The 24,414-nt window shown below is 60.4% G+C and carries 19 protein-coding genes, 3 pseudogenes and 1 riboswitch; of the genes and pseudogenes, 11 read left to right on the forward strand and 11 right to left on the reverse strand.

The features are described 5' to 3' along the window. The first annotated feature begins 286 nt into the window (after positions 1-286). From NKH98_RS24140 to NKH98_RS24150, 3 genes are read left to right on the forward strand one after another with little or no spacing between them, the layout of a single operon-like run. Positions 287-1,066: a phytanoyl-CoA dioxygenase family protein gene (locus tag NKH98_RS24140; protein WP_352902313.1), complete on the forward strand. Its 780-nt coding sequence runs from the start codon at positions 287-289 to the stop codon at positions 1,064-1,066. Positions 1,067-1,088: 22 nt separating this feature from the next. Further along, the gene (locus NKH98_RS24145) at positions 1,089-1,394 is read left to right on the forward strand and encodes a hypothetical protein (protein ID WP_352902315.1); all 306 of its coding nucleotides are present in this window, start codon (positions 1,089-1,091) and stop codon (positions 1,392-1,394) included. A gap of 10 nt (positions 1,395-1,404) precedes the next feature. Continuing rightward, on the forward strand, positions 1,405-3,408 hold the full coding sequence (locus tag NKH98_RS24150) for a class I tRNA ligase family protein (protein WP_352902318.1): 2,004 nt from the start codon (positions 1,405-1,407) through the stop codon (positions 3,406-3,408). Positions 3,409-3,843: 435 nt separating this feature from the next. Here the strand turns inward: NKH98_RS24150 and NKH98_RS24155 are convergent. From NKH98_RS24155 to NKH98_RS24175, 5 genes and pseudogenes are all read right to left on the reverse strand, one after another. Continuing rightward, positions 3,844-4,749: pseudogene (locus NKH98_RS24155) on the reverse strand (aldehyde dehydrogenase family protein). After that, entirely contained in the window at positions 4,649-5,314 is a 666-nt protein-coding gene (locus NKH98_RS24160; RefSeq protein ID WP_352902321.1) for an aldehyde dehydrogenase family protein, read from the reverse strand. Before NKH98_RS24160 ends, NKH98_RS24155 begins: the two are co-directional and overlap by 101 nt. A gap of 379 nt (positions 5,315-5,693) precedes the next feature. Beyond that, a pseudogene (locus tag NKH98_RS24165) lies at positions 5,694-6,294 on the reverse strand (M16 family metallopeptidase); the annotation flags it as partial. A gap of 23 nt (positions 6,295-6,317) precedes the next feature. Then, positions 6,318-7,730, reverse strand: coding sequence for a M16 family metallopeptidase (locus NKH98_RS24170; protein WP_352902324.1), 1,413 nt, complete (start codon positions 7,728-7,730; stop codon positions 6,318-6,320). Positions 7,731-8,666: 936 nt separating this feature from the next. Beyond that, positions 8,667-8,921 (reverse strand): hypothetical protein, encoded by a 255-nt coding sequence (locus NKH98_RS24175; RefSeq protein ID WP_352452611.1) that lies wholly within the window; start codon positions 8,919-8,921, stop codon positions 8,667-8,669. Positions 8,922-9,266: 345 nt separating this feature from the next. On the opposite strand from NKH98_RS24175, the gene NKH98_RS24180 reads away from it, so the two are divergent. Next, positions 9,267-9,479 (forward strand): cold-shock protein, encoded by a 213-nt coding sequence (locus tag NKH98_RS24180; RefSeq protein WP_023679670.1) that lies wholly within the window; start codon positions 9,267-9,269, stop codon positions 9,477-9,479. A gap of 227 nt (positions 9,480-9,706) precedes the next feature. Here the strand turns inward: NKH98_RS24180 and NKH98_RS24185 are convergent, their stop codons facing one another. Next, positions 9,707-10,177: a Ros/MucR family transcriptional regulator gene (locus tag NKH98_RS24185; RefSeq protein ID WP_352902327.1), complete on the reverse strand. Its 471-nt coding sequence runs from the start codon at positions 10,175-10,177 to the stop codon at positions 9,707-9,709. Positions 10,178-10,732: 555 nt separating this feature from the next. Between NKH98_RS24185 and NKH98_RS24190 the strand changes: the two genes are divergently transcribed. Together NKH98_RS24190 and NKH98_RS24195 are read left to right on the forward strand one after the other, a co-directional pair. After that, a complete protein-coding gene (locus NKH98_RS24190) occupies positions 10,733-11,035 on the forward strand; it encodes a DUF982 domain-containing protein (RefSeq protein ID WP_352902330.1) in 303 nt (100 codons plus the stop codon). Positions 11,036-11,835: 800 nt separating this feature from the next. Then, entirely contained in the window at positions 11,836-12,891 is a 1,056-nt protein-coding gene (locus tag NKH98_RS24195; protein ID WP_352902333.1) for a cytochrome-c peroxidase, read from the forward strand. Between the two features lie 138 nt (positions 12,892-13,029). On the opposite strand, the gene NKH98_RS24200 is transcribed toward NKH98_RS24195, so the two are convergent. Next, positions 13,030-13,551: a helix-turn-helix domain-containing protein gene (locus NKH98_RS24200; RefSeq protein ID WP_352468280.1), complete on the reverse strand. Its 522-nt coding sequence runs from the start codon at positions 13,549-13,551 to the stop codon at positions 13,030-13,032. Between the two features lie 246 nt (positions 13,552-13,797). Beyond that, the gene (locus NKH98_RS24205; protein ID WP_352902336.1) at positions 13,798-14,505 is read right to left on the reverse strand and encodes a B3/B4 domain-containing protein; all 708 of its coding nucleotides are present in this window, start codon (positions 14,503-14,505) and stop codon (positions 13,798-13,800) included. Between the two features lie 226 nt (positions 14,506-14,731). On the opposite strand from NKH98_RS24205, the gene istA reads away from it, so the two are divergent. Both istA and istB read left to right on the forward strand, forming a co-directional pair. Then, positions 14,732-15,994: an IS21 family transposase gene (gene istA / locus NKH98_RS24210; protein ID WP_352902339.1), complete on the forward strand. Its 1,263-nt coding sequence runs from the start codon at positions 14,732-14,734 to the stop codon at positions 15,992-15,994. Next, complete coding sequence (gene istB, locus NKH98_RS24215; RefSeq protein ID WP_352902342.1) at positions 15,991-16,863, forward strand: IS21-like element helper ATPase IstB; 873 nt, start codon at positions 15,991-15,993, stop codon at positions 16,861-16,863. The genes istA and istB overlap by 4 nt, the downstream gene beginning before the upstream one ends. Before the next feature lie 202 nt (positions 16,864-17,065). On the opposite strand, the pseudogene NKH98_RS24220 reads toward istB, so the two are convergent. Both NKH98_RS24220 and pdxR read right to left on the reverse strand, forming a co-directional pair. Further along, a pseudogene (locus NKH98_RS24220) lies at positions 17,066-17,143 on the reverse strand (MOSC domain-containing protein); the annotation flags it as partial. 158 nt (positions 17,144-17,301) lie between these two features. Continuing rightward, a complete protein-coding gene (pdxR, locus tag NKH98_RS24225; protein WP_502894313.1) occupies positions 17,302-18,798 on the reverse strand; it encodes a MocR-like pyridoxine biosynthesis transcription factor PdxR in 1,497 nt (498 codons plus the stop codon). 82 nt (positions 18,799-18,880) lie between these two features. Here pdxR and NKH98_RS24230 point away from each other — a divergent pair, with 82 nt between their 5' ends. The 3 genes from NKH98_RS24230 to NKH98_RS24240 are packed head-to-tail and all read left to right on the forward strand — an operon-like array spanning position 18,881 to position 21,381. Beyond that, positions 18,881-20,113 carry a trans-sulfuration enzyme family protein gene (locus tag NKH98_RS24230; RefSeq protein ID WP_352902348.1) on the forward strand — a complete coding sequence of 411 codons (1,233 nt, stop codon included), beginning with the start codon at positions 18,881-18,883 and terminating at the stop codon, positions 20,111-20,113. 52 nt (positions 20,114-20,165) lie between these two features. Further along, the gene (locus tag NKH98_RS24235; RefSeq protein WP_352902351.1) at positions 20,166-21,068 is read left to right on the forward strand and encodes a dihydrodipicolinate synthase family protein; all 903 of its coding nucleotides are present in this window, start codon (positions 20,166-20,168) and stop codon (positions 21,066-21,068) included. A gap of 34 nt (positions 21,069-21,102) precedes the next feature. Beyond that, positions 21,103-21,381 (forward strand): FMN-binding negative transcriptional regulator, encoded by a 279-nt coding sequence (locus NKH98_RS24240; RefSeq protein ID WP_352902354.1) that lies wholly within the window; start codon positions 21,103-21,105, stop codon positions 21,379-21,381. A gap of 36 nt (positions 21,382-21,417) precedes the next feature. Here NKH98_RS24240 and metE read toward each other — a convergent pair whose 3' ends face one another. Continuing rightward, a complete protein-coding gene (gene metE, locus NKH98_RS24245) occupies positions 21,418-23,763 on the reverse strand; it encodes a 5-methyltetrahydropteroyltriglutamate--homocysteine S-methyltransferase (protein ID WP_352902357.1) in 2,346 nt (781 codons plus the stop codon). Between the two features lie 94 nt (positions 23,764-23,857). After that, a riboswitch (cobalamin riboswitch) is annotated at positions 23,858-24,058 on the reverse strand. Positions 24,059-24,414: the final 356 nt, after the last annotated feature.

Here is a 24,414-nt window from a genome sequence, read left to right on the forward strand (position 1 = left end):
GTCGGCGGTCAGCGGATGGTGCCGGCCTTTAGCGATGCGTGTCGTGGCTGGATCGGGTGAAGCGATTGATCCGGCCCAGTTTACGGAACCCCTGGACCCGGCTGAGCCTGACATAGGCAGTCTCGCGCCGAGCTTCTGCGGACAATATCCGCCGGAGCGGAACGCACTTGGCATCGCCGTCCCACATGACGTGAGTCCGTCTCCGTGGACCCGCAACTTGACCAGCGCCCGACTGCCCTAACTGGGATGTCCGACCAACCAGTCTTTCCAACAGGAGGCTTTTCGCATGTTGACTGATGCACAAAGAGAAAAGTGGCAGAAAGACGGATACGTCAGGCTCGAAAGGTTCTTCGCTCCAGCGGCCCAGGAAGATATCTCTACTTTTGTCGAAGATATGTCACGCTGGGATGTCAGCGATGATAAATGGCTCATATGGTTCGAGAAGACGACGGACAATCGAAAGATCATCTCCAAGATCGAGAATTTTCTCGACTTCCATGACCCATTGCGTCGTTTGCTCTTAGAAGATCAGCGCATAAAGTCAGCGGTCGAGGATTTGCTTGGCGAAGATTCGCGCAGGCTCAAGGAGTTGCTGATTTTCCACTACCCCGACAGCGGCGGCTATCTCCCGCATCAGGACATTTATCACATTCCACACAAACTCCCCGACCGGATGGTCCATGCGGTGGTTGCGATAGGCATCGACGACTCCGACCCGGAAAACGGCGGGCTTTTCTTCAGCCCCGGCAACCACAAGAAGGGGGTGTTTCCCATGGATGCCGGTGGGGTGATCGATCCTCAAGTCGCCGAAATGTTCTCCTGGGAACCCGTAGTATGGAAGGCTGGCGACATCTTCATCTTCGACGATTACGCACCGCACTACTCACGACCGAACAAAAGCAATCGTTCGCGGCGGACACTCTACTTGGTGTTCCAGCGTGCTTCAACCGGAGGACCGACCCGCGCTGAATATAACGTGCTTAAGCGCGCCCTTAACCCGCCCGAGGGCAAAGTGGCCGATCTCGACAAACTCAAGCCCCCAAATGGCATTTTCTATCGCGATTGAGCTCACGCAGCCAGGCGGAGGCATGCACACGAAACTGATCGACCGCTCAAAAATGCGCGGAGAGTATGGCGTTCTGATTTGCGGGCTCGCGGAGCATCGACCGCAGCCCGTTACGACGCTTCGGCACGTGGATTGTGGAGGTGGTCGCAGGGCGGTCTTCTATGACGCCTACAGCCCGACTGGCGCCCCCCTCGTCGCCCGCCTGGCGGCCCAGAGCCGCATTATTCTGGCCGAGGCCGCCAACGGATTGGGCTGCCGCTTCTCTGCGCAACTTGCACAAGAGGCTGTTGCGTTGGCAGCCGAAGATCCCACGGCTTCAACAGCTTAGGTTCGTTGTCATGCGCAAATACACGGTTTCTCGAACGGAGCTGTCACGGGCGTTCGGTATCGACATGGCCACACTTGGAACGGGAAGCGTCGGCACCGGTTTTTCGTTCGCTAGGGTGGTACCGGGCGTTACATCCGAGCCCCATCGGCACGACGAAATCGAGGCCTTCGTGGTCCTGTCTGGCGCGGGCAAGGTCACTACCGACCGTGGGGAAATCTCGGTCGAGGCGGGCGATGTCGTTCTGTTCCACCCTTTTGAAGCGCATGTGCTGCGCAACGATGGGGACGAAGACCTAAATTTCGTCGATGTCTACTGGCGAGACGGCAAGGCCGCCCTTGATGCCGCTGCAAAAACCACGGCTCCACGCGGGCCGATCTTCGTCTTCTCCACGCCGCCAACGCCAAATGGCGATCTGCATCTGGGGCATCTTTCTGGCCCCTATTTCGGCGCCGACGTCTATACTCGTTTCCTGCGCATGAAAGGAGTCGAAGCATATCACCTCACTGGAAGCGATGACAACCAGAGCTACGTCACGACACGCGCCGATGCCGATCAATCGACGCCTGCAAACGTGGCGCACTACTACGCGGACGAGATTCGCGCCACGCTTGCACTTTTCGATTGTGAGGTCCACAGCTTCCAACCCACAATGGGCGATGACGGTTATCGCCAGTTTCAAGCCGCCTGCTTCCGCAGTCTTCTGAGCAGCACGGCGGTAGATCTGCGCCAGAGCCCTGCGCTTTTCGAAGCTGTGACAGGCCACTATCTTTACGAGCCGGATGTTAGCGGCCTTTGCCCCGATTGCGGCGGCTCCGCCGGTGGCAACATCTGCGAGGAATGCGGCGCCCCAAACCTTTGCCACGACTTGGGCGCAGCCCGGTCACGGCAGTCTGCCGAGGCGCCGCTGGTCGGCTCCGTCCGCCGCCCGGAACTTGCCTTGGACCGATGCTACGACAATATCGACCGGCATCTAAGGGTGTCGGGCGTCCCGCTACGGATCTTGGATCTCTTCGCGCGCCTACGCCGACGCGGCAACTTTTCAGTGCCCATTACCCACCCCTCGGACTGGGGCCTGCCGGCCGAAGGGTTCCCGGGGCAAGTGATCTGGGTCTGGCCGGAAATGGCCTTCGGTTTTCTTTACAACATCCAGGCGCTCGGCCGCTTGCTGGGTCGCGACTGGAAGGCGGAGATGCCCGCCAACGACTGGCAGATTGTCCATTTCTTCGGCTTCGACAATTCGTTCTACCACGCGCTACTCTACCCCGCTCTTTACGCCGAGGTCTTCTCCCACTGGACGCCACGCATCCACTATCACGTCAACGAGTTCTACCTGCTCGACGGCAAGAAGTTTTCAACCAGCTGCCGCCATGCGGTCTGGGGCAAGGAGGTTCTGAGCCCAAAGACAGTCGACGTCGTGCGCCTCCATTTGGGCCTGACACGCCCGGAAGGTGAGCGGACGGATTTCACGCTGGACGCGCTGCGCCGCACCGAGAACGAGGTGTTCCAAGGGATTTGGCTGAACTGGCTTGATGCGTTGAACCAGGAAATCAAGCAGGACTTTGGCGGCCGTGTGCCCGACGCAGGCGACTGGGCTCCAGCCGACCGCGCCTTCTTTGCTCGGATAGAGATCTATCGCGCGGCGATGGAGCGCGCCTATTCGGACGAAGGCTTCTCGGTCCGGCGCGCGGCCGCGCAGGCCTGTGATTTCGTGCGCGATTGCGTGATCTACCGTCAGGCGCAAAACTATGCAGCGGCGCGACGTCTCTATCCCGCCCGCACCCGGACTTCGCTCGCGCTTCAGGCTACAGCCGCTGCGATCCTGGCGCAGACACTCGCACCGCTGATGCCCCGATTTGCCAGGACGCTGGCGCGAGGCATCGATGGCGTCTCAACCGAAACATGGCCCGCGTCCGTCCGGCGCCTTGCGCCAGGGACGATCTTTGATCTCGGACCCGTGCTAGGGTTCTACGCCAAATCCGGCAATCCTCATCTCGATGAGGAGGAAGCACTATGAGCCCAAAGGTGCACCAGTAAGCTATGGCGCGGCAGTCGGCCGAAGAACAACTGAGCTACTGACAATCGGAAGGTAGCAGGTTCAAAATTCTGCCCCAGAAACCGGATATTGCGCACAACCAGCGTTCACGATCGCGATGGTGCACAAGCTTCCAACCAGACCCGCGCAAAGACAGCCCGTCGCCTGAAGATAGTCGGCGAGGGCCGCCAAATCCCTCGCAAGCGTATCCTCCGTCACATCCACGCCGTCTTTCGCCGACAATGCAGACGTTTGTCTCGTCGAGAGATAAGTCCAGCCAGGGTGCTCCTTCAGGATTGCGTGTTTGCTCGGGTGCGGAGCCGCCCCTCAGTTCCCAATCGAGGAGCGATCCTACAGTTCACATATTTGGAGATCGCTCGCTAGGTTACCCGGCTGTGAACCCTGCAAGCCGAAAATTCAGATGCCGCCCATGCAGAGATATTTCATTTCGAGGTAGTCCTCGAGGCCATGGCGGGATCCCTCCCGCCCGATGCCGGACTGTTTTATCCCACCGAACGGCGCCGCTTCTGAAGACATCCGGCCGGTATTTACCCCGACCATTCCATATTCCAAGGCCTCGGCCACACGCCAGACACGATTCAGGCTGGAGGCATAAAGTAGGCCGCGAGGCCGTAGATCGTGTCGTTGGCCTCACGCACGACCTGATCCGCACGAAGCGAATAATCGGTGCCAGCGGCCGAATGTCTCTTCTTGCGCGACGGTCATCTCGCTGGAGACACCGGTCAGGACTGTCGGTTGGAAAAACGTGCCATTCCTGCCGATGCGTTTGCCCCCGCATCGAATTGCGCCGCCTTTGGCGACGGCATCGGCAATATGGGATTCGATCTTGGCCAAAGCGTGCTTGTCGATGAGCGGTCCGATGTCCACTCCGGGAGCGAAACCGTCACCAACTTGAAGTTGGCGAGCCCGTTGCACGAATTTCTCGACGAACTCGTCGTGAACGCCCGACTGGACGTAAAGGCGGTTCGCCGAAACGCAGGTCTGGCCGGCATTGCGGAACTTCGCCTGGATCGCACCGTCAACCGCGGCATCGATATCGGCATCATCGAAGACGATGAAAGGTGCATTGCCGCCGAGCTCAAGGCTGACTTTTTTGATCTGGTCCGAGCACTGGCGCATGAGCAGGCGCCCGATCTCAGTCGACCCGGTGAAGCTGATCTTGCGGACCTTGGGATTGGTACAAAGTTCGCGGCCAACCGCGTCACCTTCGGACGCATAGATCAGGTTGACGACGCCTTCGGGAAAGCCAGCCTGATGGGGCGAGGGCGAACATTGCTCCCGCCACGAGCGGCGTCTGTTCAGCGGGCTTGAGGACGATCGTGCAGCCCGCCGCCAAGGCTGGCGAGATTTTGCGCGCCACCATCGAGGCCGGGAAATTCCATGGCGTTATCGTGCCAACAACTCCGATGGGCTGCTTGATTACCAGCATTCGGCGGTCCATCGATGGTGCGGAGATCGTCTCGCCATAGACGCGATTGGCCTCCTCGGCGTACCATTGCAGATACGCCGCAGCATGCGATATCTCCGATTTGGCTTCGGCAAGCGGCTTGCCCATCTCCGCGGTGAGAATTGCGGCGAGATCGTCGGCGTGGTCGATGATCAACTGATGCCATCGCCATAGAACGTCGCTGCGCTCACGTGCGGTCAACCCTGCCCATCCAGCCTGCGCGACATAGGCCTTGTCGATCGCAGCGCATGTCTCCTCGACACCCATGTCGGGTAGTTCTGCCAGCACTTCGCAAGTCGACGGGTTGAGGACCTCGAATGTCCGCTCGCTAATCCGCGTGCCAAGTGCCGGCAGGCGATCAATGGGTCCAAACAGGTCGGGGGATTTCAGGTGACGGATCATCGGCAGGCACAGGGGCAATAGCGGATTCCTCCTCAACGCAGCAGGTGTATATAGCAGGTGCGGTGTGTACTCCGCGACGTCCAGGTTCCTTATAGGGCCTCGGCCAGACAGCTAGTAGACCACGGTACCCAACTGGAAAGGGAGAATACCTGAATTCGCTAGAAGATGCCTCGCGGTTCTACTAGTCGAATGATTGAACAACGGACATCGGCTTCGCCATCCGCGCGGAGTGGATGGTGGGGGCCTGCGCCTACAATCTGCGGACCACGATCGGCGTCCTCTATCCACTCGAAGAGAGGCTGGCCTGAGGAGGAGCGCACCCCAATAATGACGCCTGAACCGGCAAATGCCTGGCAAGGCCCGCGAAAACCGCTCCTCGCGCCTTTAAGCAGATACGGCTCACTTTGGTACCTTCGTCCGGCCTCGAATAAGGGAGCGTGCCGTAGATCGCGCGCCGCCATTTGCCCTGGGCGATCGTCTCGGGGTCGCGCTCATTGGCGATGATGCCGCAGAAAATCTGGGCGCGGATGCGGTCGACCGCCTCCTGGTCGAAGCGAGGCCTGTTGACCGCGAGTCTTAGCAGATCGATAGCAGCATCCTGTTGTTCGGAAAGCATGCGCATCGACCCATTGATGCCGTCGCGTTGCGCGCCGAAGCTCATCTCGAAGCCGGCATTGTCGAGCTTGACCTGACCGCGTCGCTGTCGAGATCGCCCGCGCCGTGGAACAGGCCGGTCATTAGATTGGCGAGGCGTTCCTTGCCGGCCGGGTCATGCGCGGTGCCGCCGTCGAAGACGAAGCGGATGGCGATGATCGGCACCGTATGATCCTCGACCAGCCAGGCGGTGGTCCCCTTTGCCGATTGACTTCCTGGATATTCATCGCGCGGGCGGCGAGCGCCGGCACGATGAGGAAGAGGATGGAGAGGAACAGGGTGGCGAAGGCGCGCCAGGTCTTCCCTTCTCCCACAAGGGGTGAAGGGAAGACCGGGCGGCGCATGCGCATGGGGATGGAGCTCATGATCAATTCCCCGCCTGTTGCAAAAGATAGCCTGTGGTCGAATGGTCGAGCACCAGATAACGCGCGGCGACCGCCTTGACCTCGCCGGTGGTGACCTTGCGGACGCGGTCCGGCCTCTCGAGCACGTCCTTCACATTGCCACCGGTGGTGAGCGTCTTGCCATAAATGTTGGCGATGTGGTCCAGCTCGTCGGGCGCAAAAACCGAGCGGATATAGCGGTCTTTGGCCTTGTCCAGCTCGTCGCTGGTGACGCCATCCTTGGCGATCCGGACGACTTCGGCAACGGCCGCCGCTTCGAGATCGACGAGCTTTGCATCGCCGCGCGGCGAGCCGGAGATGGTGAAATTGGCGTCGTCTAGCATGGTGCCCTGGAAGAAGGCGCCGGCCGCCGAGGCTATGCCTTGCTTGACGACAAGCTCCTGATAGAGCCGGCTTCGGTTGCCGCCGCCGAGGATCTCGGCCAGCAGGTCGAGCGCCTCGGCCTCGCCGGGCTCTGCCGTATGATAAGACGGCACCACCCATTGAGTGGAAAAGCTCGGCACGGAAACGCGCGCATCGGTCAGCGTCACTGTGCGCCTGGTGTTCTGCTCCGGCTCGACCGGGCGGTTGCGCGGGGGCAGGTCCGGCCCGCGCACAACCCTGCCATAGGTCTTCTCGGCCAGCGCCTTCACCGTCTCAGGCTCTACGTCGCCGGCCACCACCAGCACGGCGTTGTTCGGTCGGTAGTATTTGTTGTAGATGGTGAATGCGTCGGTGCCGTTCAGCTTCTCCATCTCCTGCATCCAGCCGATGACCGGAATGCGGTAGGGCTGGTTCTGCCGCAACGTCGCGTTGACCTCCTCGTCCAGCAGAGCCTGCGGGTTCGTCTCTCTGCGCCAACGGCGCTCCTCCAGGATCACGTCGCGCTCGGTCTTGATATCATCGTCGTTGAGGATGAGGTTGAACATGCGATCGGCCTCGAAGCCCATCATCTCACCCAACGCCGAGGGCGCCACCGTCTCGAGGAAGGTGGTGTAGTCATAGGCAGTGAAGGCATTATTGTAGCCGCCGATGGCTGAGACGGCTCGGTCGAACTCGCCGGCGGCGTGGTTGGTCGTCGCCTTGAACATCAGACGCTCGAGGAAATGGGCAAGGCCTGATTTGCCGGGTGGCTCGTCGGCGCTGCCGATCTTGTACCAGACCATATGAGTGACGATCGGCGCGCGGTGATCGGGGATGACGACCACTTCCATGCCGTTGTCGAGCAGGAAATCCGTCACCTTGCCGCCGTCGGTGACGGCCAGAGCCGGAGTGGTCGTCACCAGGGCCAGCGTGGTGGCAATGAACGCCTTGCGCAGCCAGGGGGACGATCGATGGCTCCGGTTGTGGTGGCTGGTCGAAAGGCAAGGTTCGAGGCAAAGTGATTTGTTCCTCATTTTGATGAAGGCGCTGCGTCCCAGTCTCCCCCCGTGGGAGGATCGGCGGGCAGCGCCGAGCCAGATGAATAAGCTCTTCATGGTGCCAGGCCTTACTCGAGCCTCATCTTTGGATGGACCCAGGAGACCTGCGGCCGTACTTCTTGGTGAGGTGATCATGGGACGGATTCTCCTTGGTCCGCGTCGCCTTGCGGATGACCAAGCACGCACCGTGCCAGATCAGAAAACCGTTCGAGGCATGTGGACAGGGCTCTGCCATGTTGCGCACCCGACATTGTCGGACATTGGACAGGGCCGAACGCGACGCGCGCGCGTTCGGAAGACGATTGGGCGCGCTGCCGGGGAGACTATAGGGTGCGCTTCGAATGGCCGCTGCACTGACGGTGAGAATGGAGATGTTGGTCGCCCCGGCGGAACCCTGTTCTCGACAGCCAGACCGGGTCGATGCTGAAGGGCAGAGGCGTGAGCAGCCCAGCCAACTCGAGCGCGGGGCCTGCTCGCGCGCGAAGACGGATCTGATCAAAGATCGGCGAGTTGGGCGGTATCCGCGAGGCGCTGGAAAACGAAGATCGTAGGACTCGGGCGTGAAAGAAGGATGCGGTGGCGCGCTTCTGGCGTAATGCGCCTGCCGCGAGGCCGTTGAGCCTGATGAGTTGCTGCGGGAAAGGGAGTGTTTGCGCGGGACCTTGGTCAAACGTAGGAAACAACCGTCGAGCTCGCCGTGGATGGGGGCATGCAGGCACGTTCGTCGCTGGAGGATAGCAGCACGGAAGCTGTCCGCGCTTGCCGTCGTCGCTGGGTACCAAACAGGAGAATTTGGCGGTCGCGATCGAATCCATCTGCGTAAATACCGCCTGGCTGTGCTCGGTTTGCCGGCGAACAGATTTTGCCTTCTTTGCGGCTGCAAACGCATCGCTGGCGGCGTGGTCCTTTAGGTCAAGAGCATCGGGTGAGTAACAGCCTGATCCTGCTCAATCTGATGCGCGCCAACCGCCTCGCCGGATTGTGGAACCGCTCGCGGGTGGCTTCTACCACAAACAGCAAGGTCATGAAATCAAGTAGGAAGTCGTCGATCGCTTGGGCGATTGTTTCTGACTTGCCCTTGAACTGGTCCAGCAAAACGCGCGCGTTATCGATCGCTTCCACGCTGGTGGCATCGATTAACCCCTCGACCCTCTTGAAACAATCCAATTCGAAACTCCTTCAAGCGCTTGCCAAGCCGTTATGCACGAAGGTAGCTCCGTGAACTACCCGGCCTTTGACCTGGCGGCACGAGCAGCGGTCGGCCTTACGTCACGTGCCTCCAAGCACCAGCCATAGACGTGGCGCTGAGGAGCGTTGGAAGGATCGGGCGCTTCCGGCCATGCTCGAGCGGTAGTGTAGGACAGTGCTTGCTGGCGACTACGGCCAAAATGGAGTGCGCCAGCTGATCGGGGCTTAACAATTTTTCGCTTTTTGGTGCGCCCAAGTCTCGGCTATGAGTCGGGCAGGCCTAATGGCCTGCCCACGTTGCAATTGTTAAGGAGGAACACGTATATGCCTACTGGAACGGTAAAGTGGTTCAACAGCACCAAGGGGTTTGGATTTATCCAGCCCGACAATGGCGGTCCGGATGTTTTCGTCCACATTTCCGCTGTCGAACGCGCGGGCCTCTCGACCCTCGCTGACGGCCAGAAGATCAACTATGAGATCGAGCAGGATCGCCGCACTGGCAAATCCTCCGCTGGCAGCCTCAGCAAAGCTGGTTGAAATTTTCTCCTGCGTCTTGGCAAGAGTGGGCGCGTAGGTCCGGAGGTCCTCACGGCCGCTCGATAGGAGCGAGCAAAAACTGAGGGCAGCAGATTGCTGCAGGCGTCGCGAATTCCTCATGAAACAAAGTTGTTTGAAGGGAAGGCGGGGTTGGCCCCGCCTTTTTATATGACGCGCAGATTAAGCCGATGGCTGCAACGCTCCAGAACGAATCTCGATTGCCGAAATCAAGCCGCGACCTTCTTGCGGGTTCGCTTCGTCAGACCCGGCTCCGGCGCTTCCGGCGCTTTCGGTTTGCGGCCGAGCCCCATCGTCTTGGCCAATGACGAGCGCGCCGCGGCGTAGTTCGGCGCGACCATGGGATAACCCGCCGGCAGGCCCCATTTGGCCCGATATCCATCCGGCGTCAGCCCATAGTGGGTCGACAGATGGCGCTTTAGCGATTTGAATTTCTTTCCATCCTCAAGGGAGATGATGTAGTCCGGTGTCACCGACTTCCTGATCGGGACTGCAGGCGTAAGGGCAACCGGCTCTTCTGCAGAGACACCTCCGGCCGTCCCTCTCAGAGCCGCGTGCACTTGGCCGATGAGGGCAGGGAGATCCCCCACCGGGATCGGATTGTTGGAGACATAGGCTGAGACGACATCGGCCGTGAGCTCGATGAGGGTGTCGATGTTTTTTTCGGCTTCTTCTGTCATGAAACTCTCCAGGCGGCGTGAAACACAGTCGGCGAAGCGTCGCTTCATAGTGGCGGTCGCCGCTGAAAGCAACAAAGGTCTCGACATGATTATTGCGATGCTCGTCCAGCGAGATCTGTGGCGCGTTATCCGCCGTCGTGACCGTTGATCCGCCCGTTGTTGGTGACCTGCCGCGGTCCTTGCGCATTTTCAGGCGCGTCTCGGCCGTAAGCTTTGCGCCGAAATGATCAGTGATCTCGAAACGAAGCGGGCTATTTCTGTTCGCCATCCTCTCTTTGGCTGTGAAATCGGTGGCAGAGCAGTGGCCGCTTCCTGGTGGCGCGTGGAGGAACTATCAAGCGTTGATTCGCAATGGTCGAAACGATGTAGATTCATCCGGTGAGCCGCTCTCGCAGCAGGATGTTAGGGATTGGCCCGCTGGTAAACCGAGGACATCACGCCGCTGCTTTGCTATTGAACCGCTATAGCTGTGACAACACATTCCGCAATGGTGGGCGGGTGTAGAGGAGGAGGCGCCTTACGCAAACTAGCGGTTCAGCAGGTCGGGAGGAACGAATGAGCTCAGGGACTTTCAGCAGCCCACCTTTCGTAAGGCGTGCAGCGCACATCGTGCAAGAGATTGCCAGTCCTGCGGATGCTATCGATTTTCTCAACGAATGGCCAGAAGATCGCAGAGACCGGATCTACGAAGCCGCCCTCAGGGCGTGCTTTGATGCATACAACGGACGAAAACCTGCGAGCGCAGCGCGCAAGACTGTTTTCCGCTTTGCGAAACAGGTCGCCATATTGGAAGATGCAACCTCGGCGATGCAATGGCTCGCTGCCTGCATGTCGGGCAGTGGAAAAGCGCAAGTATAGGCGCCGCAGTCGTGTGTGAGGCTGGAGCGGGTACGCCGACGAGGTTATTGTGTCGAGATTTCGCCGGCATCTGGAGCGTAGTATAGCGAACAAACAATATTTTGCGGCGCTATGGCGATGTTAATCATCTTTTGTATTTGTAAATCAGCTCCTCGCGATAGGATTGCAACGCCTCCGGTGTGAGAATCACTGCGTGGGACTTGGTTCTCAAATTCATGATGGTAAATTACCGTGTAATGATTGCAAAGCAGTTGTCCCATCGAAGCAAGATGATAAACGAAGCCAAAATTGTGCTCCGTCGTCTGCCAATATTCGCTCTATGGAGGCCTACAAGCCAATTAAAACAGCTACTCGGGCGCCTCTGAAATTCGTGTAATTCTGCTCACCCCAAACGGCCCTCTACAGTCGAAATAAGATCGTCCCGCAAAGGTGCTACAAGACACTATCGCGGATCGATTTGGGCCAAGGTCGATCTGGCGAAGGCAGGCGGAAGTCGAGCAGGACCTGCTGCGGAACAGATAACCGGCCCCAAACCGAATCCGACACGGTGGCCCCGATTTCTTCATAGTTGAAGGCGCAGAGAGAACCGGAGCACGGCTCCGGCGCCGCCGCTTGCCGAGCAGCGATCCTCCGCCTCCCAAAATCCAATCGAGAAGAGCGTTCAATTCCGGGACGGTCCAAGCTCTGCCGCAAAAACAGGTGTCAGACCACCCGGTCCTCTCCCGCAACTGATCTAGCGCAGGGCGTTCATGAGCCGCATATCCCAGAGTGGCTGCGTGCACGACGCAGCGAGATCATTTATGAAAATCCTATTCAGTACGATGGCTGTCCCCTTGCTGACGGCCACCGCCTTTGCTGCGGATTCGATCCCCGCAGACCTCAGAGAAACGGCAATGGCCACTTTCAAGGCTTTGCCACCCACCACACCGGCAGTCGCCAACAACCCGATCACCCCGGAAAAGATCGCTCTCGGCAAGGCACTGTTCTTCGATCCACGCGTCTCTGCGTCAGGCGTCTTGTCGTGCAACTCGTGCCACAACCTGGCCACCGGCGGCGACGACAATCACGAAACCTCGATCGGCCATGGTTGGCAGAAGGGACAGCGCAACGCGCCGACTGTACTGAACGCTGTCTTCAACATCGCCCAGTTCTGGGATGGTCGTGCCGAAGACCTGAAGGCTCAGGCGAAGGGACCGGTGCAAGCCGGGATCGAAATGGCCAATACACCGGGCCAAGTCATCACCACGCTCAAGTCCATGCCGCAATATGTCGAGTGGTTCGATGCAGCTTTTCCGGCTGAAGCCGATCGGGTCACCTTCGACAACCTCGCCAAGGCAATCGAAGCCTTCGAGGCGACACTGGTCACGCCGGCCCCCTTCGACAGTTTCCTGAATGGCGATGACGCCGCCATGACTTCCGAACAGAAACAGGGCCTGGCGCTTTTCATGGACAAAGGCTGCTCGTCCTGCCATGCCGGCATCAACGTTGGTGGGGAAGCCTATTACCCATTCGGCCTCGTGGAACAGCCCAGCGCCGAGGTCCTGCCGGAAAAAGACAAGGGCCGATTTGCGGTCACCAATGCAGCCGACGATTCCTATGTTTTCCGCGTGGCGCCGCTGCGCAACGTTGCACTCACCGCGCCATACTTTCATTCGGGCAAGGTTTGGGATCTGAAACAGGCCGTTGCCATCATGGGAACCACCCAGCTTGGCGTGGTACTGGCGGACGAAGAAGTCGACCTGCTTGTTGCCTTCCTCAACTCGCTGACCGGAAAGGCACCCGAGGTCGCCTATCCCATCTTACCCGCCGAAACGGCGACAACACCCCGGCCTATAACGCAGATCTTAGGAAAATAAACGGCCAGCTGACTGCGGAACATCGCAATTGACAATGATTGCGACTTTTACTGGACGAGACGAGTCGCGACGTCCATGAGAACGCAAATGGCTCGTTTCTAGCGGCCGAATTGCCGCGCGCCGAAGTGATCGGCCCCCTTAGGGCGAAGGGGCAGCCACTCCGTCCTCCATGTCCAGCGATTCTTCGACTGCTTCCGGATTCCGGGCGATGGTCCAAAGGAGAGTATTCGCCGCTGCATCCGGTTTCGAGCGACCTTGCTCCCAGTTTCGAAGCGTTGCCAGATCGAGGCCATACCTCACGGAGAATGCCTCCTGAGAGAGCTTCGTGCGATCCCGGACTTCGCGAACACTTATCGGCCGCGGCGCATGAACCTTCGCGATCACGCCTGCGGACGACAGTTCATTCTTCAGTGCCAATAGGTCGTCGACGCAAGGAACCGTCACGAACGCCTTGCCGTGATCGACCATCTCCGTGAGTATCGCATGGGCCGTCCTGAGCGGCAGCTGTCTCTTAACGAGAATCCGGGCGGCCTCAGGAGTATTCGCGCCGTGAAGAAAACTGAGGCTCAGTCGGACGGGAGAGCCTGACGACACCGGGACGACGTCCCGGGTTCGCACCCGTTGTCCGTACCGCTCCATGAATTTCGATTTAGTCGACATTAAGCTTCTCCGCGATCACTCGACCGAGCTTGCGCAATTTGGACCATCCCCACTGGGGCATCGCGATAAAAGCACGCCAAACAACGCTAAGGGAGAACAAGCGGTGATCTGATTTCGTTCGACGCTCGTTTTCGAGAGCCGTTCTGGGTCGTTCGCAATCAACTGTGTAGGCCAGCGGAGCGAGCAAGGAGCGCCAGATCCGGACAGGGCTGAGTGGGGTGTTTCTCCGAAAGGTGGGGCCATACCCTAAGGAACACGAGATCTAGTGGACTCGTCGATTCGCGCGGTTTCGATTCGCGCACCCGGGCACAACGCTTGGATAAGTCCCATCAGATGCTCTCCGGTGGCCGTCATCTGTTTAGCTGACATTGGGCCGAGGGCTTCCAGCACGAGCCACATGGCGCGGGTATGGACCGTGACCATGGTGCGCCGCCCCTGCCGCCAGTTCCAGCGGCGGCACGTGACACCGGCATCATCGCACCAGATGACTTCGCCCGGTTCGGGATGCTCGGTTACCATTTCACCTTGCTGGATCGTGTCGAATGGCTCCGCTCCCTTCGCAATTAAAAGTCTCGGGACCCCCTGGTAAAGATCGAGATCCTCCCCGCCAATCGGAACGCCATACAACACGCTGACGGCATTGTAGGCATCAACCAGTGGGGATATCCGCGGGAGAGAGCCATCTTTCCGCACCCGCTTGAGAAGCGCGGCGGCCGAGCACGGCGTTCGATTGGCTTTTGTGCCGAAAGCCTCGTAGGCAACGGCCCACGCCGCAAGATGCGCGTCCCTTTGGGCGTCGTCGCGAAGCGCCGCCTGTTCCGCCGCCGCAATCGTGTCGTTCAACGCCTGTGCATCCGGCACGTCGATTTCAGCGTTCCGCACCACAATGCTGATCAGATGAAAATCCGGGTAGCGGGCCTTGATCTCGGGGGCAACCAATGGCGTGAAAGACATGGGATGCTCTTTTCTCATGGGGAGGCTTTGCGCTGGGGGTCGTTCGGGAAATGTTTGAAGAAAGGTGCTTGTCGAGCGTCCTGTCGATGCCGGCTCAATACTCCCCAGAAGTGCCGTTTGAATCTTCCCCAGTTTAGCGCTGTCGCCGGTCTTCCGGAGCGCGCTCCGGGAGACCGGCGGCGCGTGATCGTTGATGCTTCTCCTGATGGTCGGGAGAGGGATTTCGGTGATCAAGATCGGGGAGATGATGATGATACTGGATTTGCATCGGCAGGGCCTGTCGGTGTCGGCGATCGCCAGGGAGAGCGGGATCGACCGCAAGACGGTGCGCAAATACATAGCGCGCGGGCTCGAGGCTCCGGCCTACGGACGACGCAAGCCGCGTCAGGCGGTAATCGATCCCTTCACGGCCTATCTTCGCGAACGCGTCACGCGATATCCTGGGCTCACCGGCAGCCGGCTTTTCCGCGAACTGAAGGACCTCGGCTATGGCGGCGGCTACACGGCCGTTACCGACTTCCTGCGCGACGTCCGTCCTGCCGCGGCGGAGCGTGGATACGAGGTTCGCTTCGTGACCCCGCCCGGCGAGCAGGCGCAGGTCGACTTCGCCCAGTTCAATGTCGTCTTTGCCGATGAGCCGACCACGCCGAGAATCGTCTGGCTATTCTCCATGGTGCTTGGCTTCAGTCGCCTTATCTGGGCACGCTTCGTCGTCCACCAGGATCTGCCGACTGTCTTGCGCTGCCATGCCGGGGCTTTCGAGGCGTTGGGCGGCGCTCCTCGCGAAGTGCTTTACGACCGTATGAAGACGGCTGTGATCGGCGAAGGCGATACCGGCGGCATCGTCTACAACCGTGCCCTCGTCGATCTTGCCCGCCACTATGGTTTCCATCCCAAGGCCTGTCGGCCTTACCGCGCCAAAACCAAAGGCAAGGTCGAGCGGCCGTTCCGCTACATTCGCGAGGACTTCTTCCTGGCCCGGTCCTTTCGCAATCTCGAAGACCTGAACGCCCAGTTGCGTCATTGGCTGGACACGGTCGCAAACCCGAGGGTTCACGCCACCACAAGGCGTGTCGTCAACGAAGCTTTTGCCGAGGAGCGCGCAGCGCTGCGGCCGCTGCCTTTGGCTCCGCTCCGATCGGTCCTGAAGCTCGAGCGACGTATCAGCCGGGAGGGCATGGTCAGCGTCGGCGGCAATTTCTACAGCGTGCCCGACGCCACCAGGCGCCGTGTCGTCGAGGTACACACGCTGGCCGAAGAGTTGCGCATCTTCGAGGACGGCGCACTGATTGCCACCCATCCTATTCTCGAAGGCCGGCACCAGCGTCATGTCGAGCCCGGGCATCGCAACATCCACGTCCACAAGCGCCGACAAAGACTGAGGAACGACGAGGTCATCCTTCATGGCTCAGGCGACAGGGTCGCTCAGCGCCCGTTGGCCTTCTACGATGCCGTCGCCCGGGTGATGGCGAAGGAGCAGCGTCCATGACGAATGCGCTCGATACCACGCCATCCACAATCGACCGGATCCGCCACGATCTCGTCGGCCTGAAGATGCCACGAGCGCTCGAAGCGCTCGATCATATCGTGCGCCGGCTCGAGCAAGGCGAGATCGCCGCCCTCAAAGCCATGGACATCCTCCTTTCGGAAGAGTTGACCCTCCGCGAGAACAGCCGGATCAAGACGGCACTGCGCATGGGGCGTCTGGCCACGATCAAGACGCTCGCCGGCTTCGACTTCTCTTTCCAGCCCTCGCTCGACCGTGATCGAATCTTCACGCTGGCCCAACTCGGCTTTGTCGCCCGCTGCGAGGTCGTCCACTTCCTCGGCCCGCCCGGCACAGGCAAGAGCCATCTGGCCATTGCGCTTGCCGTCGAGGCTGTGAAGGCTGGAAAGAGCGTCTATTTCTGCACGCTGGCCGAACTCATCGCCGCGCTGGCAAGGGCCGAACGCGAAGGCCGCCTGCAGGAACGCATCCGCTTCTTCTGCCGGCCTGCTCTGCTCGTTGTCGATGAGATCGGCTACTTGCCCGTCGTCCACGGTGGCGGCAATCTGTTCTTCCAACTCGTCAACGCCCGCTACGAGAAGGGCGCAATGATTCTCACCTCAAATCGCGGCTTCGCCGAATGGGGCGAGGTCTTCGGCGATCCTGTCGTCGCAACCGCACTTCTCGATCGCCTGCTTCACCATGCGGTCGTCGTCCAGATCGAAGGATCGAGCTATCGGCTCCGACAACACGCCGAGCTCATGCCCGAACACCTGCGATCAAAAGCCTCCATCACGCCGCCGACATTAAATCCACCATCGCGGCCGCGCGGCCGGCCACCGAAAAATGGACACCCCTCCGCCACAGTCTGAGCGGCGAAACTGGGGAATTTTACTTCGGCACTTTTGGGGAAAATTCGAGCGGCACTGACACGTCCTGATCTTCTGGCGTCGCCATGGTGCATGCCGCACCATGCGCTGGATAATTCCATCATTCGGCGGTGGACAAGGCCTGATAGAGATCGTCGATTATGTCTTGCGGGTGCTCGAGCCCACCTCGGCCGGCAACAAGCTACGCCTCCTCCAGATCCTCCATTTCATAGGAGGCAGCGGGCGCGATATGGATGTGAAGCAGCTTTCCTTGCCGGGTCACGCATCGCTTTCGGAAATTCGTCTCGCACGAAAATCTGCCGCCAAACTGGCCTGATCAACAGCATGGTATGGCGTTTTCCCAGTCCAGTTGGCTTTGCAACGAAACGCGGTTCAGCCCAAGGGTCGGTTTCCTCGCCAGCACGCCACGTCCCCGCCGTTTTAGCCACCGTGTCCCGGCAACGCGTCTTGTACCTGCCTGACAACCGCTCGCAGGACCTCAACGCCCTTCTCGATCTGCCGAATGCTCAAGGCGGCATAGCCCATGACAAGCCCCATGCGATCGATGTGGCCTTCGTCCGACTGCCGCTCGTAAAGGGGCGAGATCAGGTGTAGCCCCAGGCCCGCGCCTCGGGCGGCTTCGACCAGGGTCGTTTCCCGCGATCGCGGGAGTTCGTCGAACCAAACGACGACGTGCAGACCGGCCTCTGCTCCCTGGACAGCGATGCGATCTCCGAAGCTGTGCCGCAAGGCGCCCAACAACGTCTCCCGACGCTCGCCGTTCAGCCTGCGCACGCGCCGCACATGGCTTTCGTAGCCGCCACTTTCGATCAAAGAGGCCAGAGCCTCCTGTTCAGCCACCGGCGAATGCCGGTCCGAGAATTGTTTGGCGGTTGCGAAGACCTCCTGCAATTCCGGCGGGACGACGAGGTAGCCGATACGCAGCATCGGCGAGAGCGTTTTGGAGATCGTGCCGAGGTAGATGACAGCCCCGTGGTCCTCGAGACTGTGCAGCGGAGGGACCGGATTGATGTCGTAGCGATATTCGCTGTCGTAGTCGTCCTCGATCACATAGGCGTTGTTGTGCCGCGCCCATTCCAGAAGCTGATGGCGGCGCGCGATCGGCATGACGCCGCCCAGCGGAAACTGATGCGATGGCGTGACATAGGCCAGTCGCGCCCCGATCCCCGCCAGCAACTCCGTCTTCATCCCGTCCTCGTCGACGGTGACCGGGATGGGCGAGGCACCCGTACTGGCAAAGACCTGACGCGCCATCCTGTAGCACGGGTCCTCGATGACAAAGCGGTCGGCGGGATCGAGAAGCAGGCGCGCGCACAGGTCGAGGCCCTGCTGCGAACCGTTTACGATGATTATCTGCTCGAGGTCGCAGCTCAGGGTTCGGGCGCGCCAGAGATAGCCCTGGAGCGCCTGGCGCAGCCGGCGCGAGCCGCGCGGATCGTCATAGGCAAGACGCAACGGGCGCTGCCCCATCGCCTCGTTCATCGCACGTTTCCAGACCAATGCGGGGAAGTCTGACGGCGCCAGGTCGCCATAGCGGAAATCGACCTTCAGCCCAGTCGGCAGATAATCCGGCCAGGGCGGCGTGACGCGCAGTCGTTCGCCATAGGCGGACAGATGAACCGGGCCGACTCGTTTCGCGACAGTGCGGCTCGTCTCAGGACCGATCAACGAAGATGCAACGCGAGGTCGCGCGCCTTGACGGGCTTCGATGAAACCTTCCGCAGCCAGTTGCTCATAGGCGACCGTCACCGTGGTTCGCGAAACGCCGAGGTCATTTGCCAGGGCCCGGGAGGATGGCAGCTGACTGCCGGTTTCGTAGACGCCGCCGAGGATTTGCTCGCGAAGAGCCTCGTATATCTGGCGTGCACCCATCGCGTGCGAGCGACCTGCAGAACCGGCACTTGAAGACTGGACCATTTCTTTCATCGCTAACTGGATATTTCACATTGGCCAGTTTGCCGTCAATCTTTCGGAAACCCAAGAAAGATCTAGAGGCCGAATGACCCGTTCCTATCAATCCGAAACCGATGTTCTCACGCGGTCGCTCAACGACACCGGTCCCGGATTCGCCACTCGGGCGATCCATCATGGCTACGATCCGGCCGGCTTTTCCAATGCCGTTCAGCCGCCAGTCTTCTTGACCTCGACCTATGGATTCGAAAGCGTGGCAGCGAACGAGGCCGCCGCCGCGCTTGGCGGAAGGCTCTATGCGCGCGAATACAATCCGACGACTGAGATCCTCGAGCAGCGGCTCGCCAATCTGGAAGGAGCCGAGGCGGGGCTGGTTGTTGCCTCGGGGATAGCGGCCTTCGGCACACTGATCCTGTCGCTCCTGTCCCAAGGCGATGAACTCATCGTCCACAAGACGCTTTATGCGAACACGCTTGCCATGGTCGAACAGGCGGTCCCCCGCTTCGGCATCAAGGTCGTCGCGGTCGATCTGTCCGATCCCCAAAATCTCGACGCCGCGATCACCCAGCGGACGCGGCTGGTTTTCTTCGAGACCCCGGTCAATCCGCTGAGCCGCATCCTCGACATCTCTGCCATTGCCGAGCGCGCCCACGCGCGCGGTGTGAAGGTTGCCGTGGACAGCACCTTCGCCTCGCCCGCGCTCCAGCGCCCACTCGAACATGGGGCCGACATCGTGCTCCACTCGCTGACCAAGTACATCAACGGTCATGGCGATGCCCTTGGGGGCGCGCTTCTGGGCGACGCGCCAACGCTCCGCACGCTGCACGAAACGGGCTTGCGCTACATCACCGGCGCAGCGCTCTCGCCCATGTCAGCCTTCCTGATTCTGCGCGGTCTGAAGACGCTCACGCTCCGCATGGAGCGGCACAGCGCCACGGCCGTTGCGGTGGCTCGGGCGCTCGAAGCGCACCCGGCGGTGGCATTTGTGAGTTATCCCTTCCTCGACTCGCACCCTGATCAGGTGACGGCGCGAAAGCAGATGTCCAACGGGTCGGGCATGTTGGCCTTTGGCCTGCGCGCTGGATACGAAGGCGCGCGCCGGATGATGGACCGGCTCAAACTGATCACTCGCGCCGTCAGCCTCGGCGATGCCGACAGCCTCATCTATCATCCAGCAAGCCTCACACGTGCTCGGCACCCGATCCGCAAGGATGCCCATTTGGCCGACGGAGTCGGCGAGGACCTCATGCGTCTCTCGGTGGGGCTTGAAGACGCCGATGACCTGATCGCCGATCTGCGGCGGGCTTTGGACGTCTTGTGATGACTTGGCGTGCGGCCATCTCTGCGCTCACACATAGATCTGGAGCCTTGCCATGGCATTCCTGAGCGGTCTTTCCGCGTTCCCCATCACCCCGAGCAATCGTGACGGCCGCGTCGATACCGTTGCCCTGCGCAGGCTGATTGCTCGGCTTGGCACCGCTCAGGTCGATTCCATCGGTCTTCTCGGCAGCACCGGCACATACATGTATCTGTCGCGCGAGGAACGGCGGCGGGCGCTCTCCGAGACCCTGGACGAAACCGCGGGGCGAATGCCGGTCGTGGTGGGTGTAGGCGGGCTGCGCACCGATGAAGCCGTGGGGCTCGCGCAAGACGCCAAGGCCCTTGGAGCTGCTGCGGGTTTGCTTGCCGCCGCCTCCTACACCCCGCTTACTGATGACGAGGTGTTCGAACATTTCTCCACTGTGGCGCGCGAAAGTGGCCTGCCGATCGTCGTCTACGACAATCCAGGAACGACGCATTTCCATTTCACCCCAGCACTCGTCAGCCGCCTGGCAAAGGTGGGTGGGATTGTCGCTATCAAGAATCCGACAGACAAGGGCGATGCGATCAAGAGCCATCTGGCCGACCAGAGGCGCACTGTGCCGGAAGGGTTCTCAATCGGCTACAGCGGCGACTGGAACGCCGCAGAGGCCATGATCGCCGGCGCCGACACATGGTACAGCGTCCTCGCCGGCATCCTGCCCGAGGTCTGCGTGAAGATCGTCACGGCGGCGCAACAGGGCGATGCGGCCGAAGCGCGACGGATCGATGCCACGCTTGCGCCGCTCTGGAGCCTCTTCAAGGAGTTCTCGAGCCTTCGCGTCGTCTATGCACTTGCCGAATTGCTCGACATTTGCCGTGCCGACCCCCCGCGTCCCATCCTGCCTCTGCCCTCAGCAGCGAAGGGCCAGATCGCCGCCGCGTTGGAACGCTTGCCATCGGATGTCAACCGGTGAATAGCGAACCCGGCGGCCAGTGAAGGAACCTATCATGTATGTACCCGCGCATTTCGATAAACCGAGCCGAGAAGTCCTTTACGAACTGATCGAGAACAGCGCACTTGGCATGTTGATAACCCATGGCCGGAGCGGTCTCGACGCCAATCACATCCCCTTCGAACTCGACACGTCACAGGGAGAAAACGGTACCCTTTACTCCTGCGCGATTAGGACACGTGCCGAAGGAAGTGCACATTCTCGCTCGAGTGACGTTTTCAAAGGATGTGATCGCGTTTTGGCACATTCACAGCCGACATGCGGCAGCCGGTAACTCACCACATGGTGAGCAACCAGGAAACCCTCAGGCCTACACTTTCTCCCGGAGCGCACGTGCTGCAGCGACCATGTTCATGAGGGCAGGGCGGACCTCCTCCCATTTGCGTGTTTTGAGGCCACAGTCCGGGTTTACCCACAGTTGGGCATCCGACAGTCGGTCGCGGGCAAGCATGACGAGGTCCGAAATCTCCCCGACTTCCGGGACGCGTGGTGAGTGAATGTCGTAGACTCCGGGACCGATTTCGTTCGGATATTTGGAGCTCGTGAAGGCGTCCAGCAGTTCCATCTTCGAGCGCGACGTCTCAATCGAAATGACATCCGCATCCATTTCAGCGATCGCGTCGATGATCTCGTTGAACTCCGAGTAGCACATGTGGGTATGGATTTGAGTCGCGTCCTTTACACCCGTTGAGGCGATCCGGAAGCATTCGACAGCCCAGTCGAGATAGTCTTTCCAGTCAGACTGGCGCAGTGGCAATCCTTCGCGAAACGCGGCCTCATCGATCTGGATCATCCTTGCGCCGGACCATTCGAGATCCCTCACTTCGTCGCGGATGGCAAGCGCGATCTGGCGGCAGGCTTCGGAGCGCGGTACGTCGTCGCGAACAAAAGACCAGTTGAGAATGGTCACTGGGCCTGTGAGCATTCCCTTCACAGGGTATTCCGTAAGCGACTGGGCGAATTGCCACCAGCGCAGCGTCATCGGATTGGGCCTCGATACGTCGCCGAAGATGATGGGGGGGCGCACGTAACGCGACCCATAGCTCTGCACCCAGGCATGCTGGGTGAAGGCGAGGCCGGACAGCTGCTCGCCGAAATGCTGTACCATGTCGTTTCGTTCGAACTCACCGTGCACCAGCACGTCCAGCCCGATCTCTTCCTGCCAGCGAATTGCAGCCTCGATCTCCTTCTTCAGGAAGGTCTCGTAGTCGACATAGCTCAGCTGGCCCTTCGCATGAGCGGCCCGCGCCCTGCGTACCTGCGGCGTCTGCGGGAAGGATCCGATGGTCGTCGTCGGGAACGGCGGCAGCCCGAGCGTGCCGGCCTGGACTCTGGAGCGCTCGGCAAAAGCGCTCTCTCGTCGCTTCATGCTGTCGTCAATGCTGGCGATCCGCCCCTCAACAAGCGGGTCATGGATCTTCGTGGATGTCACGCGGGTGGCGGCAGCCTCGGCAGACGCTTTCAACGCGCCTGCCACCGCATCCCTGCCTTGGGACAGGGCCCGGGCCAGCAACACCAACTCGTCGGTCTTCTGGGCCGCGAAGGCGAGCCACGACCTGATGTCCGCGTCGAGTTCCGTCTCCATGCGCAGGTCAATCGGCACATGCAGCATCGAGCAAGAAGGCGCGATCTCGACGCGGTCCAAGGGCCAGCCGGCGACGATCGGTTTGATGCGGTCGAGAATGGCGGGCAGGTTCGCACGCCAGACGTTGCGGCCATCGATCAAGCCAAGCGAGAGCACCAGATCCTTCGGTGCGAGCCGACCCACCGTTTCCAGCTGCTGGGGAGCGCGCACGAGATCAATATGCAGCCCGGCCAGGGGCAGAGAAACCGCGGTTTCGAGATTGTCTCCCAGCGGCCCGAAATAGGTAGCCAGCATGATCTTCAGCTCGGGCGCGGCTTTCGACAGCTGGCCATAGGCGAATTCGAACGCAGCTCGTTCGTTCGGGTTCAGATCGAGGACAAGCGCTGGCTCATCGATCTGCACCCAGTCGGCTCCCGACAGCTTCAGCCTCTGCAGGAGTTGCTCGTAGACGGGCAGCAGCCGCGGCAGGAGCGCGATGGGATCGAATCCCTCGGCAGGCGATTTCGCCAGCTTGAGGAAGGTGACCGGTCCAAGGATGACTGGGCGTGTGTGAATGCCGAGGGCTTTAGCCTCGAGGAAGTAATCAACCGGCTTCGTCGACGAAAGAGCGAACGTTTGATCATCGTTTAGTTCCGGCACAATGTAGTGATAGTTGGTGTCAAACCACTTGGTCATTTCCATCGCGCTTACACTAGGCCCACGAGCCGCCTGCTGGTGACCAGCGTGTCGACAATCCTCCGTCTGACCCTGGTTGCCCCGCGCCATTGCGAAGTAGATGTCAAGTGGAACCTCGCCGCTATTCCAGCCGTAACGGGATGGGACGGCGCCGACCATGGCTGCGGTGTCGAGCACATGGTCGTAGAGCGAGAAGTCGTTCGACGGGATTTTCGACACGCCGCGATCGTGCTGCTCCTCCCAGCTAGCGGCACGGAGCGCCTTCGCGGTCGTGAGAAGGTCGGCAGCGGACGATTTTCCGGACCAGTAGCTTTCAAGCGCGAATTTCAGTTCTCGCCGACGACCGAAGCGGGGCACGCCGAGCGTTGCTACAGGAATTTGCTGAGAGACAGTCATGCCAGACCCCGATGGTTGGGGCGTCGGTGACAAGGAAGGCGCTAGCAGGCCGGCACGAACGCTAGGCTGCAGCGGCCACCGAGACACCCCGCCGTGGACGTAATTCGCCGTGGCAGGTCTCCTGGCTCGCGGGGTCATAGCCTCTACCCGTCTTCCCAAGGCTATTCGCCTCAGTGACATGAGTGGGGTTGGCTCGCCGCTAACAGTTGCGGGGGCAGCGCCGGCATCGCACCGGCTTCCCTCTTAGCTCCGCTGCGGCAGCGCCGTACGGAGAACCACGACGCGGGAGACAATTACAGCAGTTCGCTTCTTTGTCAACGCCGCATAAAGAAATGTTTATGTCGTTATGTTAAATTTCCGTTGGCATATTCCAAAGGTCGCCTCGAAAGCGAAAACTGTGGAAACCTTGAGCGGCCGGTAAATCAAAGCAATGACGCACGGCGGCCTTGTCCAGGAGGATAGGAGTTCGCCGGCTGCCGGCAGCAAACATACCGCCAAGCGCCGTGGTGCTGCTTAGCGCATCATGCGAACCACCTCGGCGTCGAACTTCGGCTCCGAGGTTCCGACCGCTTCGTTGGTGATCTGCTCGCGACCATATTCGGCTCAATGGCGAGGCTGTTGCCCATGTGGAAGCTGTTGGCCGTGATGCCC

The organism is Mesorhizobium sp. M0833, assembly GCF_040319905.1.
Classification (GTDB): domain Bacteria; phylum Pseudomonadota; class Alphaproteobacteria; order Rhizobiales; family Rhizobiaceae; genus Mesorhizobium.

What these genes read in the sequence shown, in the direction of transcription:
- NKH98_RS24190 (WP_352902330.1), top strand. Translation starts at nt 10,733, where the DNA reads ATGAGCTCAGGGACTTTCAGCAGCCCACCTTTCGTAAGGCGTGCAGCG.
- NKH98_RS24185 (WP_352902327.1), bottom strand. Translation starts at nt 10,177, where the DNA reads ATGACAGAAGAAGCCGAAAAAAACATCGACACCCTCATCGAGCTCACG.
- NKH98_RS24230 (WP_352902348.1), top strand. Translation starts at nt 18,881, where the DNA reads ATGACCCGTTCCTATCAATCCGAAACCGATGTTCTCACGCGGTCGCTC.
- NKH98_RS24140 (WP_352902313.1), top strand. Translation starts at nt 287, where the DNA reads ATGTTGACTGATGCACAAAGAGAAAAGTGGCAGAAAGACGGATACGTC.
- NKH98_RS24145 (WP_352902315.1), top strand. Translation starts at nt 1,089, where the DNA reads ATGCACACGAAACTGATCGACCGCTCAAAAATGCGCGGAGAGTATGGC.
- metE (WP_352902357.1), bottom strand. Translation starts at nt 23,763, where the DNA reads ATGACTGTCTCTCAGCAAATTCCTGTAGCAACGCTCGGCGTGCCCCGC.
- NKH98_RS24180 (WP_023679670.1), top strand. Translation starts at nt 9,267, where the DNA reads ATGCCTACTGGAACGGTAAAGTGGTTCAACAGCACCAAGGGGTTTGGA.
- NKH98_RS24205 (WP_352902336.1), bottom strand. Translation starts at nt 14,505, where the DNA reads ATGTCTTTCACGCCATTGGTTGCCCCCGAGATCAAGGCCCGCTACCCG.
- pdxR (WP_502894313.1), bottom strand. Translation starts at nt 18,798, where the DNA reads ATGGTCCAGTCTTCAAGTGCCGGTTCTGCAGGTCGCTCGCACGCGATG.
- istB (WP_352902342.1), top strand. Translation starts at nt 15,991, where the DNA reads ATGACGAATGCGCTCGATACCACGCCATCCACAATCGACCGGATCCGC.
- NKH98_RS24170 (WP_352902324.1), bottom strand. Translation starts at nt 7,730, where the DNA reads ATGAGGAACAAATCACTTTGCCTCGAACCTTGCCTTTCGACCAGCCAC.
- NKH98_RS24150 (WP_352902318.1), top strand. Translation starts at nt 1,405, where the DNA reads ATGCGCAAATACACGGTTTCTCGAACGGAGCTGTCACGGGCGTTCGGT.
- NKH98_RS24195 (WP_352902333.1), top strand. Translation starts at nt 11,836, where the DNA reads ATGAAAATCCTATTCAGTACGATGGCTGTCCCCTTGCTGACGGCCACC.
- NKH98_RS24240 (WP_352902354.1), top strand. Translation starts at nt 21,103, where the DNA reads ATGTATGTACCCGCGCATTTCGATAAACCGAGCCGAGAAGTCCTTTAC.
- NKH98_RS24200 (WP_352468280.1), bottom strand. Translation starts at nt 13,551, where the DNA reads ATGTCGACTAAATCGAAATTCATGGAGCGGTACGGACAACGGGTGCGA.
- NKH98_RS24235 (WP_352902351.1), top strand. Translation starts at nt 20,166, where the DNA reads ATGGCATTCCTGAGCGGTCTTTCCGCGTTCCCCATCACCCCGAGCAAT.